The following is an 11107-nucleotide window of genomic DNA, read 5'->3' as shown; positions in this document are numbered from 1 at the left end:
CTTCCCTGGTCCACCAGCCTGCCAGCTGATTGTCACAGCAAACTTAAAAAGTAAGAGACAGATTTTCCCCTGGTAAGTGCCGGGGGATTTTTTGTTTTGTCAAGGTACGGATGATTACCTACTTACGTTTAAACAGAAGGATCGAAAGTCAGAGATTGAAAGAGGGGCCGTTGCAGCTTAAAAAAGCTGCAACGGCCCCTGAACAATTTCATCATCAATGCTATGGTATTGACAAACCTGTATCCCTTCGTTTAAGACCGGCCAAACTCGGAAAGCTTCAGTCCTTCATTTCTCTCCAGTGTCATCCGGATACTCCATTCGTGTACAAACAAGAGCAGTGGTCTTTCTTTCAGATCTTTGATCTTCTTCATATCGGATGTACCGGTCAGACGATCCATATCGATTTCCTCATTTTCGATCCAGCGGATATGCTCATACGGCAGCGTTTCCAGAATGATATCCACACCGTACTCATTTTTCAGACGGTATTTCAACACATCGAACTGCAGAACGCCGACTACACCGACGATAATCTCCTCCATTCCGGTGTTAAACTCCTGGAAAATCTGGATCGCACCCTCCTGGGCAATCTGATTGATCCCTTTGATGAACTGCTTTCTCTTCATCGTATCCACCTGACGCACCCGTGCAAAGTGCTCCGGCGCAAAGGTCGGAATCCCCTCATAGGCAAATTTTTCCGGGGATGTGGTGATCGTATCTCCGATTGAGAAAATGCCCGGATCAAAAATTCCGATGATATCTCCGCCGTATGCTTTCTCGATCATTTTTCTCTCACTTGCCATCATCTGCTGCGGCTGGGAGAGACGGACTTTCTTTCCTCCCTGAATATGGAAGGCGTCCATCCCTGCGTCAAACTCTCCGGAACAGATGCGCATAAATGCGATCCGGTCCCGGTGTGCCTTATTCATATTTGCCTGAATTTTAAATACAAAAGCAGAAAAATCTTTCTCCGTCATCGGATCGATGTCGCCTTTGTCCGAATGTCTCGGAAGCGGAGACGTCGTCATTTTGAGGAAATGCTGCAGGAAGGTCTCTACTCCGAAGTTGGTAAGCGCAGATCCGAAGAAGACCGGAGAAAGCTCTCCTTTATCCACCAGATCCTGGTCAAACTCTGCACTTGCTCCGTCCAGAAGCTCGATCTCTCCTAACAGCTGCTCTTTCTGGTCCGGATCCATGTAACTGTCCACATCCGGGTCATCCAGACGGATCTTCTTTACTTCCCCTGTAGTCGTTCCCTTTTTCGTATCGAAGAACAGCTCGATCTCCTCTTCATTTCTGTCATATACCCCGCGGAATGCCTTTCCCGATCCGATCGGCCAGTTGACCGGACAGGTTGCGATGCCAAGCTCCTTTTCGATATCATCTAGAAGCTCGAAGGTATCCATCGCTTCCCGGTCCATCTTGTTAATAAAGGTAAAGATCGGGATATGACGCATGACGCAGACTTTGAACAGCTTCCTTGTCTGCGCCTCCACACCTTTGGATGCGTCGATCACCATCACGGCGGAATCCGCCGCCATCAGTGTCCGGTATGTGTCCTCCGAGAAATCCTGATGTCCCGGAGTATCAAGGATATTGATGCAGTATCCCCCATAATTAAACTGCAGTACCGAAGAGGTGACCGAGATTCCTCTCTCCTTTTCGATCTCCATCCAGTCTGACACCGCATGCTTTGCAGTCGCTTTTCCTTTTACGGAACCTGCCTGATTGATGGCTCCGCCATATAATAAAAATTTTTCAGTCAATGTCGTCTTCCCGGCATCCGGGTGGGAAATAATCGCGAACGTTCTCCGCTTTTTTATTTCATCTGTAATCTTTGACATGATACTCTCCTGTATTTTCTTTTATTCTACCCGGAATCTTCCATATGATTCCACACAGGTAAATATTGTAGCACATCCATCCTGAATTTCGCAACAGGTTTTCCCGTCCAGACCGCATTTTTCGGACCTTTTGCGCATGATGTCCGCTTTTTATTCTGCTGTTTCCGTATTCTCTGTGCCTTCCGTGTTGGTTTCCGAATCCGAAGACGTGCCCTCTGCAGCAGCGGTATTCTGGTCTGCCTTTTTATTCATCGGAGTGATGACGATATTTTCCGGCGCCACTCCGGTTTTTCTTGTGACAATATCCTCGATCTGGGCACGGTTTGCCTCCGTCATTTCCACATTTCCGACGACCACATCCGCTTCCCCTTCACTGACTGTCACAACCGTCTCGGTAAATCCTTTTGAGGCAAGCAGCGTTTCTGCCGCAGACTCCTGCTCAGCCACCCTGGTCAGCTCGATCATCTGATTTACCGCCTCTTCTTTCTGTTCCTCTGTCACAGAAGCGCTGTCGATAATCCCCTGCAACGTCTCCTTGTTTTTCGCCCGTACCTGTTCTCTGGATACCTTGGCCTGAGCCACCGTATTTTTCACCTCTCCGCTTGTCAGCACAGCCTCTCCCGGGGTGCCTTCCACATCCCCGTCCGTTTCCTCGGACGCGCCCTGATCCTGGCTTTCAATATCCCCGGACCCGGTCTCGATATCTTCCTCGGAAATATCAAGTAGTTCACTGTTTGCCTGCTGGGAAACTCCGCTGTCATCTGTACTTTCAAAAAGTTTTCCTGAATAATTCAGATACCCTGCCGCCGCGATCATCAATGCCAGTGCCGCCACAATCACCTGATTTTTCTTAATCAATCGTTTCACCGTCATTCCTCCTGCTTTTCCTATTTCATCTTTACTACCTTAATCTTATGTGACTCTACGGGAAATAATGCCTCAACCGCCTCTGTAATCTGTTGTACCACAACCGGTTCGTCTCCTCCCTCACAGAGCACTACCACCCCTTCCACTGCCGGAGTCAGTTCTTTTGCCACATAAGGCGTCTGTCCCCTGTCTGTCGTTTCTTCATAAACCGTTGTCTCGCTGCTTGTACTTTGGGTTTCATCTTTGGATGTCTCCTTGTCTTTTTCCACTATCTTTTCTGAAGAGGAAGAAAGAGTAATCATCACCTTCACCTTCCCTGCCCCTTCCATCTGCGCCAGAATCTTTTCCAGCTTAGCCTCAGCCATGGAAGCGTAATCCTCTTCTTTCACGGTGTCGGTTTCAGCCTCTTTTGTCTTCCTGTTTTCAGGTTCAGAAACAGGAAGTGCTATCACCAGAAGCAAAAGCCCGGCAAGCAGCAGAAGCAGCCACTTATTTTTCATCGGCATTTTCCCGCCCTTCAGAAGATTCTGAAGCCATGTCCTGCTGCCATTCAAAATATCCCTCCTCCGCAGACTCGAATTGTTCCCTTGCCCGTTCCATTTCCTTTACGTTCTGGCGGTATTCCATACTGTGATACAGGTTTTCAAATTCTCCCTCCAGCTGGAATACCCCAAGCACCGGCCTTGCCAGAAGCAGAATCAATACCAGCCCCGTAAAAAAGCGGATATACTTTTTGTAATCGGAATCCGGAATGATCTGCATCAGCATTGTCATCAAGATCAGATAAAAAACAAGATTCTTTATCCAGTCATATATATATGTAAACATGTCCCCTCCTATGACCGAACGGCCGCCACAATCACGATGGTAATCAAAAACAGTACGGCACTGGTATAGACGGTTTTTAACAGAAGCACCGCTCCGTCTCCTGCACCTGCAATGCATCCGACCACACGTTTATCCGAAACAGGCTCCAGGAGCGCCGCGGTCAATTTATATAGAAGCGCCATCACCGCAATCTGAATAACCGGAATGAGACAGATCACCACACAGATAACCGCGCCGGCCACTCCGATTCCATTCCGGATCAGCGTCAGCGCCGAAACGATAATCTCCGTCATTCCTCCAATGGTATTTCCAATTCCAGGAATGGATTCCAGCCCTTTTTGCAGTCCGCTTCGCCTGACCTGGTCAAGTACCGGACTGATGAGCCCCTGTATCAGATTCATCCCCACAATTCCTACCAGCATCGTCTTTAAGATCCAGCTGATCACCGTTTCCACCAGTTCCGCAAACCGTCCCAGAAATGGTTCCGGGGAGAGTTCATCCATCAGACGGATCATCAGATATACATGGATCAGCGGTAGAATCAGATAGCAGACCACATTCTGGACGAGAAAAATAAGGAACAGCATCAGATTATAAAACACAACAGAAGTCGCGCTCCCCGTGACCACAGCCGCGGCCATCAGGTAGACCGGACAGAGCACCTGCATAAAATCCGTCAAAAGCTGCAGCCCAGATGTAACCGCATCCATCATCACCTCAAAGGTCTGTAAAAGCAGCGTAATCAAAAGCAGATACAAAATAAAAAATCCCGTATCCGCAGCCTGTCCTGCCGCAAACACATGGCTGAAGTTGGCAAAGACTGCCGCAATCAGCGCGATCACCAGGATGTGGATCATCGCCTGCCTGTTCTCGGAAAGAACCGAAAACAAGGTGCCAAGAAGCCCTTTTCCTGCAAGCTGCAAGGCACCGGACACATCCCCTTCCATAAACATCTCCAGAACATCGGCAAACCGGATTCTCTCATCCGGAAAGATTTCCCGCATCATCTTATCCACATCTGTGAAATCCAGATCCTCCATCATCTCCCGGGCCGCCTCCGGTGTTTCCTCCTCCCCGTTTGCTGCTTCTGCCGTCACACTCAGGCCGCCCCAAAACAGGAGAAGTCCAAGAATGACTGCCAGAATGATTCTGCTTTCTTTTCTTCTCATGATAAAAACGCCTCAATCGTCCGAAGCAGCGTCAGGAGTACCGGCATTCCAAGCGCCAGCACTGTGATCTTCCCGAAGAGCTGAATCTGGGCGGCGATGGTCTGGCAGCCGGAATCTTTGCAGATATTGGAGGCAAATTCCGCCACATAAGTAATACCAAGCATCTTCAGGAGAACTCCAAGATAAGAGCCTTCAATCTGGAGGAACGAGCCGATCTCCTTTACCGTATCCAGCACTGTGCTGAGCTTTCCAATAATCCCCGTACCAAGCAGAATTCCCGCCGCAATACTGACATAAATTCCGTATTCTGTTTTTCCTCCCTTAAACTGCAACGCAATCAGTGCCGCACATACACCGATGGCCGCTGCTTTTTGTATGGACATCTACTCCCTCCTTCGCCTCGTCATTTTATTTACAGCTACAGGGCAAACAGACGCCTCATGGTTTCAAACAGATCGTAGATATACGGCACAATCCAGACCAGGACCAGAATCAGCCCGGCAAGACTGGTCAAAAACGCCTGCTCCTCCCGCCCGCTGTGCTTTAACACCTGGCTTAAAACCGAGACCAGAATTCCCACTGCGGCAATTTTAAAGATCAGACTGACACTCATACGCACTTCCTTCCCTTCTTTTTTCTCCCAGCATTTCATCCATCGTTTTTTACAAAAACAGAATCGTAAGAAAAACCCCGCCAAGCACTCCAAGACAGTTCCCGATCCTCCGCCTGGGACCAATCTCCGCTTCCGCCTCCCGGATCCATTTTTCCCATCGTTCTCCCGAGAGTTTCAGCATCCCCGTCTGCATCTTAAGATCCAGATATCCGGTCTGGCTCCCAAGGGAAAGAAATATTTCCCACTCCTCTGCGGACAGATGCTTTTCCTTTCGATATGCCTCCAAAGTCCGGGAGGCATATTCACGGAACCACTCCGGAAACTTAAGGCTTCCCTGCTCCTCAAACACCCGGTGCGCCTGCACAAACAACGATGCATACGGCTCCTTGATTCTGGAAGAGATCTCCAGCATCACCTCCGGGAACGGCTCCCTGGTATATTCAATCTCGCCCCGGATCATCTGATACAATTCTCTCAAGAAACGCAGTTCTTCCAGATGCTGGTTCAGCGACCGCCCGTAACCGAAGCCAAGGGCCGAACAGGCAGAAACTACAAGAACCGCTCCCGCGATTTTCAACAGCACGGCTGTCCCCTCCTGTCATAAATCCCCTCGATCATGCCCGGCCTGTCCCCCTGCTTCAGTACAATGTACCGCTCAAACCGCTCCTCCTGAATCATTCTCCCAAGAACCGGCTTTTTCCTCAGCTCCTGTACCGAATTTCCATGGGCCGTCACAAGTATCCTGCACCCACAGTGCATGGCATACTCAATCGCTTCCACATCCTCCTTCGTCCCGATCTCATCTGCCGCCACCACTTTCGGCGTCATCGAACGAATCAGCATCAGCATCCCCTCCGCCTTCGGGCATGCATCCAGCACATCACTGCGAAGGCCGATATCATTCTGCGCCGCCCCAAGATAACATCCGGCAATCTCCGAACGCTCGTCCACAATTCCCACTGTACAGCCCTTCACATAAGTATTGCCGTCAGATACCTGACGGATGATATCCCGAAGCAAGGTCGTCTTTCCGCAGCCCGGAGGCGAAATAATCATCGTATGGTACAGCTCCTTCTGATTCGTAATATACGGAAACACCCGGTCCGCACACCCTTTCACCTCATGGGCCGCACGAATATGTACCGAAGACACATACCGAAGATTCTTCACACGGTCCCTCTCCGTAATCGCCTTTCCCGCCATCCCCACACGATGACCACCCTCAATCGTCAAAAAACCCTTCCGCATCTCCTCCTCAAACGCATACGGCGAATATCTGCTCATAAAATTCACAATCTCCTTCAACTCCTCTTTTCCCGGAAAATAATCCAGACGGACCTCCCGACCGCCCACATAAACACAAACCGGCCGCCCGACCCGGATACAAATTTCCGTAACCTGATCAAAATCCAGATTTCTCTTTCCTATTACACTCTTCAACCTTTCCGGAAGAATCCGAAAAATCTCCTCCCGCTTACTCATGATTGTCCACCACCTTTTACATCACAATATATGCAGGGGGACGTGTTCTGATGCATCGGAACACGTCCCCATTGAAAAAATTATGAAGTTGTCTTTAAGTTGTTTTTACCGATCTTTTTCGACTTTTTATCTTTTTGTTATGTGGCGCATCAGATATTTCCCTGTCGCAGTCTCGGATTTTCTGTAGTTTCTGGATTTCATACTTTTGTAACTTTTAGATCGGGCAGGCGGATTTTGTGTATACATCTATTATTGTCTGATTTTTTTCACAGGTACACGACGTAGTTAGTTTGGCGGATTTTATTGTTTGGATAGTTGTTTCTTTACTTTTGCTGTTTTTCCAGTATTTTCAAGGGGTTGTGGGATATTATGTGGGTTGAAAGAGATGAGATGTAGACGTTTAACGGGGACGTGTTCCGATGCATCGGAACACGTCCCCGTTAAAAAATTTCCATATTATCTATGTCTTCTTGCATAGATCAGTAGTCCTGCTACTGCGATCAGTACGACAGCTCCTCCGGCGATGACGTAGGCAAAAGTGTCATCGTCGTTTTCTGTCCGGCCGCTTCCTCTTGGTGTTTCGTCGGCTTCGATTTCTTCGGTGTCGTTATTCTGATCGTCTGTCTGTGGCTGGTCGCCGAGTGGTGTTTCGTTGTCGTCGATGGTTTCTGTCTGGCCTTGATCTGCTGTATCTCCGGCAGTGTCCGCGCCTGTGCCATCGTCGGCTGCTGCTCCTGCTCCGGTTTCTGTACCAGTTGTTCCAGTTCCGGTTCCAGCTGTTGCTCCACCTGTCGTTCCGGCTGCTGTGCCACCTCCGGTTGTCGTCCCTCCTCCGGTGACAATGGTGGTGTCTCCCGGAATGGTTTCGGTTCTGGTGATGGTGTCACCTGGAATGACGATCTGTTTACCTTCAACTGGGCGTATCCACAGAATTCCAGGAACTGATTCAATGCAGCCAGCATGGAATTTACGCTGCTTACAGCGTAACGCTCTATCAGCCATTCTTTATATGCAAGAAGTCTTGCCTTGTCCACTTCCCGGCTGTTTCCAAGAAACTTCAAAAAGCAACGCAGGTCTGTACTGTATTTGCTAATAGTCGTCTCCGCGTTTTCCCTTTCATACAGATAGGTTTTAAAATCCTTAACATCTGTTTCCTTCACCGTAAAATATACTTTCTCTGTCATGATGATTCCTCCTCACGCCTACTTTTCCCTGTTTTTATTCTTCTATAATATAAAGATGGAATAAAACAGCAAAAAGGGTCAGAAAAACGGGAAATTTTTACAATTTTTTCTTTTTTACATCCGGGCAATAAAAAAAGAAGCACATCCGGCAGCATGCTTCTGCCCTGATATGCTTCTTTTACTCGGTTTCGATTTATACAGATACAATGCGCTTCTGTATTTTTATAAAAGTTTCTTATAGTAAGACTCTGCCGTATAAAGTGCGGCAACCGGATTGTGTCCCAGTACCCGGTCTTTGGTCACGGCTGTGGTAACCGGTGCATCCGAATGTTTGTAGAACAGGCTGTCGTGTCCTACGCAGAGGCCGACTACGACATTGAGGTCGGTCTTTTCTTTGTTCAGATATTTTGCCTGTAAGATCGGATTGCACATGTGGCAGCCGATTTCCTGACATTCTTCCGGGATGCCGATTCTGCTTTTGTCCACCGCTCCTGTTTTGCAGGCTACTCCGATGACTTCCAGACCGTGGGATCTCAGGATCTTCGCCAGTGTCCTGCTCTCCCGGATCAGTCCGACACAGGTCGCGATTCCGATCTTTTTCGCACCGATTTTTCCGGCAAACTTGATGATCTCTTCCACCCGTGTGAGTTTCAGATATCCTTCATACTCCACCTCCGCCGCGGCAATGGCAAGCTTATGATTCTCCGGATCTTCATAGCAGGCAAGCGCCTCCTCCAACAGTTCTTCGTCCAGTGACGCAGTCAGGCAGAAATCCGGGTAGTTCCCGTCCTTTTTCTCACATGCTGTCACTGCACAGTCTACGCAGGATCTTCTGATCTTTTTTTCTTCCATTTTTTCGTTCCTCCCAGTCCTTTTTCCGTCTTCTCTTTTCCCATCATATCACACTTTTCCCACAAAAAAAAGCATCCACACCGTCTATGGCATGGATGCTTGAACTTTTCCGTTTGGATTATCTGTTTTCCGGAGCGACGTCTTTGATGCTGAAGCTGATTCTTCCCATCTTGTCTTTTCCAAGGCAGACTGCCTTGACCTTGTCTCCCAGTGTCAGAACATCTTCTACGTGGTCGATGCGCTGTTTGCAGATCTTGGAAATGTGAACCATTCCCTCTTTGCCCGGAGCAAACTCGAGGAATGCGCCGAAATCTTTGATGCTGACTACGGTTCCTTCGAGAACCTGTCCGGCTTCGAAGTCTGTTACGATGATTGTGATCAGGCGTTTTGCCTCTTCCATCATCTCTTTGTCTGTACCGCAGATGGATACGCTTCCTTCGTCGGAAATGTCGATCTTCACGCCGGTTCTTTCGATGATAGCGTTGATCGTCTTTCCTCTCTGTCCTACCACATCGCCGATCTTCTGCGGGTCAATGCTCATCTGAATGATCTTCGGAGCATATTTGCCGACTTCTGCTCTCGGCTCTGCGATTGCTTTGTTCATCACTTCATCGATGATGTAAAGTCTTGCCTGTCTTGTACGGGCAATCGCTTCCTCGATGATCGGTCTTGTCAGTCCGTGGATCTTGATATCCATCTGGATTGCTGTGATACCTTTATGTGTACCTGCCACCTTAAAATCCATGTCTCCGAAGAAGTCTTCCAGACCCTGGATATCTGTCAGGACGATGTAATCGTCGTCTGTCTCTCCTGTTACAAGTCCGCAGGAGATACCTGCTACTGCGCTCTTGATCGGCACACCGGCTGCCATCAGGGACATGCTGGATGCGCAGACACTTGCCTGAGATGTGGATCCGTTGGACTCGAATGTCTCGGATACCGTACGGATTGCGTACGGGAATTCTTCCTCAGACGGAAGTACCGGCACGAGGGCACGCTCAGCCAGTGCTCCATGTCCGATCTCACGGCGTCCCGGTCCTCTGGACGGCTTTGTCTCACCTACAGAGTAGGACGGGAAATTGTAGTGGTGCATATAGCGTTTTGAAGTCTCTGCCTCATCAAGTCCGTCAAGTTTCTGTGCGTCAGAAAGCGGAGCAAGTGTTGTGATGTTGCAGATCTGTGTCTGTCCTCTTGTAAACATTGCGGAACCGTGTACTCTCGGGATCAGGTCTACTTCCGCTGCAAGCGGACGGATCTGGTCGATCGCTCTTCCGTCCGGACGTTTGTGATCTTTGAGGATCATCTTGCGGACAGTCTTCTTCTGATACTGGTACAGCGCTTCTCCGATGCGTGGCAGCCACTCTTCGTTTTCAGCAAATGCCTCTTCGAGACGATCCTGAATCACGCGGATGTTCGCCTCTCTTGTCTGCTTGTCATCGGTAAATACTGCTTCTTCCATCTCCTCAGCCGGAACGAGCTTCTGGATCTCTTCCATCAGGTCTGCCGGTACTGCGAAGCTTTCATATTCATGTTTCGGTTTCCCGCACTCTGCCACGATCTGGTCGATGAATGCGATTACCGTCTGGTTTACTTCGTGTGCCGCGAAAATCGCCTTGATCATCACATCTTCCGGTACTTCGTTGGCTCCGGCTTCGATCATGATGACTTTTTCTTTTGTAGATGCAACAGTCAGCTGCATATCGGATACTGCTTTTTCTTCTGCAGTCGGGTTGAATACGAACTCACCGTTTACAAGTCCTACTTGTGTAGAAGCTGTCGGTCCGTCAAACGGAATATCGGAGATCGCAACTGCGATTGCGGATCCGATCATTGCTGTCAGTTCCGGGCTGCAGTCCTGATCTACAGAAAGGACAAGGTTTTCCAGGGTAACATCGTTTCTGTAATCCTTCGGGAAGAGCGGACGCATCGGGCGGTCGATGACACGGTCTGTCAGAATCGCATTTTCAGATGCCTTTCCTTCTCTTTTGTTGAATCCTCCCGGAATCTTTCCAACTGCATACATCTTTTCATTGTACTCTACGTTCAGCGGGAAGAAATCGATTCCTTCTCTTGGCTTCTCAGAAGCTGTTGCTGTGGAAAGTACTGTTGTTTCTCCATAGTGCATCAGTGCTGCACCGTTTGCCTGCTTTGCCACTCTGCCTACATCAACACGCAGAGGACGTCCGGCAAGTTCCATCTCAAATGTCTTGTACATAAGATCCTCCTCATTTTTCTTTTCTTTTTTTGTCGTGCGGAGAATCCCGAAAC

The 11107-nt window shown here is 49.0% G+C and carries 12 protein-coding genes; all 12 read right to left on the bottom strand.

Annotated features, from left to right (window positions below; all coding sequences use genetic code 11):
* Positions 1-251: 251 nt before the first annotated feature.
* Complete coding sequence (locus Selli1_RS06460; protein WP_087167320.1) at positions 252-1844, bottom strand: peptide chain release factor 3; 1593 nt, start codon at positions 1842-1844, stop codon at positions 252-254.
* Positions 1845-1994: 150 nt separating this feature from the next.
* Positions 1995-2711 (bottom strand): SpoIIIAH-like family protein, encoded by a 717-nt coding sequence (locus tag Selli1_RS06455; protein ID WP_281844584.1) that lies wholly within the window; start codon positions 2709-2711, stop codon positions 1995-1997.
* Between the two features lie 20 nt (positions 2712-2731).
* Entirely contained in the window at positions 2732-3265 is a 534-nt protein-coding gene (locus Selli1_RS06450) for a SpoIIIAG-related protein (RefSeq protein ID WP_243097565.1), read from the bottom strand.
* Positions 3201-3539: a stage III sporulation protein AF gene (locus Selli1_RS06445; protein WP_162610131.1), complete on the bottom strand. Its 339-nt coding sequence runs from the start codon at positions 3537-3539 to the stop codon at positions 3201-3203. The genes Selli1_RS06450 and Selli1_RS06445 overlap by 65 nt, the downstream gene beginning before the upstream one ends.
* An 8-nt stretch (positions 3540-3547) precedes the next feature.
* Complete coding sequence (locus tag Selli1_RS06440) at positions 3548-4708, bottom strand: stage III sporulation protein AE (RefSeq protein ID WP_281844583.1); 1161 nt, start codon at positions 4706-4708, stop codon at positions 3548-3550.
* Complete coding sequence (locus Selli1_RS06435; protein ID WP_191426448.1) at positions 4705-5091, bottom strand: SpoIIIAC/SpoIIIAD family protein; 387 nt, start codon at positions 5089-5091, stop codon at positions 4705-4707. Before Selli1_RS06435 ends, Selli1_RS06440 begins: the two co-directional genes overlap by 4 nt.
* Before the next feature lie 35 nt (positions 5092-5126).
* Entirely contained in the window at positions 5127-5321 is a 195-nt protein-coding gene (gene spoIIIAC / locus Selli1_RS06430; RefSeq protein WP_281872528.1) for a stage III sporulation protein AC, read from the bottom strand.
* Between the two features lie 49 nt (positions 5322-5370).
* Positions 5371-5904 carry a stage III sporulation protein AB gene (locus Selli1_RS06425; protein ID WP_087252896.1) on the bottom strand — a complete coding sequence of 178 codons (534 nt, stop codon included), beginning with the start codon at positions 5902-5904 and terminating at the stop codon, positions 5371-5373.
* Positions 5895-6803 (bottom strand): stage III sporulation protein AA, encoded by a 909-nt coding sequence (gene spoIIIAA / locus Selli1_RS06420; protein ID WP_087167326.1) that lies wholly within the window; start codon positions 6801-6803, stop codon positions 5895-5897. Before spoIIIAA ends, Selli1_RS06425 begins: the two co-directional genes overlap by 10 nt.
* A gap of 500 nt (positions 6804-7303) precedes the next feature.
* Complete coding sequence (locus Selli1_RS06415) at positions 7304-7987, bottom strand: site-specific integrase (protein ID WP_281872526.1); 684 nt, start codon at positions 7985-7987, stop codon at positions 7304-7306.
* Positions 7988-8209: 222 nt separating this feature from the next.
* Positions 8210-8839, bottom strand: coding sequence for a DUF1847 domain-containing protein (locus tag Selli1_RS06410; protein ID WP_281844581.1), 630 nt, complete (start codon positions 8837-8839; stop codon positions 8210-8212).
* A 118-nt stretch (positions 8840-8957) separates the two neighbouring features.
* Complete coding sequence (locus tag Selli1_RS06405) at positions 8958-11054, bottom strand: polyribonucleotide nucleotidyltransferase (RefSeq protein WP_087167513.1); 2097 nt, start codon at positions 11052-11054, stop codon at positions 8958-8960.
* Positions 11055-11107 lie beyond the last annotated feature (53 nt).

It is taken from the genome of Sellimonas catena, assembly GCF_027924685.1.
GTDB classification, from domain to species: domain Bacteria; phylum Bacillota; class Clostridia; order Lachnospirales; family Lachnospiraceae; genus Sellimonas; species Sellimonas catena.
This window is presented reverse-complemented; position numbering and strand designations above follow the sequence as displayed.

Excerpts from the sequence above, each read along its gene's own strand:
- Selli1_RS06460 (WP_087167320.1), bottom strand. The coding sequence starts at position 1,844 with ATGTCAAAGATTACAGATGAAATAAAAAAGCGGAGAACGTTCGCGATT.
- Selli1_RS06445 (WP_162610131.1), bottom strand. The coding sequence starts at position 3,539 with ATGTTTACATATATATATGACTGGATAAAGAATCTTGTTTTTTATCTG.
- Selli1_RS06440 (WP_281844583.1), bottom strand. The coding sequence starts at position 4,708 with ATGAGAAGAAAAGAAAGCAGAATCATTCTGGCAGTCATTCTTGGACTT.
- Selli1_RS06435 (WP_191426448.1), bottom strand. The coding sequence starts at position 5,091 with ATGTCCATACAAAAAGCAGCGGCCATCGGTGTATGTGCGGCACTGATT.
- spoIIIAC (WP_281872528.1), bottom strand. The coding sequence starts at position 5,321 with ATGAGTGTCAGTCTGATCTTTAAAATTGCCGCAGTGGGAATTCTGGTC.
- spoIIIAA (WP_087167326.1), bottom strand. The coding sequence starts at position 6,803 with ATGAGTAAGCGGGAGGAGATTTTTCGGATTCTTCCGGAAAGGTTGAAG.
- Selli1_RS06415 (WP_281872526.1), bottom strand. The coding sequence starts at position 7,987 with ATGACAGAGAAAGTATATTTTACGGTGAAGGAAACAGATGTTAAGGAT.
- Selli1_RS06410 (WP_281844581.1), bottom strand. The coding sequence starts at position 8,839 with ATGGAAGAAAAAAAGATCAGAAGATCCTGCGTAGACTGTGCAGTGACA.
- Selli1_RS06405 (WP_087167513.1), bottom strand. The coding sequence starts at position 11,054 with ATGTACAAGACATTTGAGATGGAACTTGCCGGACGTCCTCTGCGTGTT.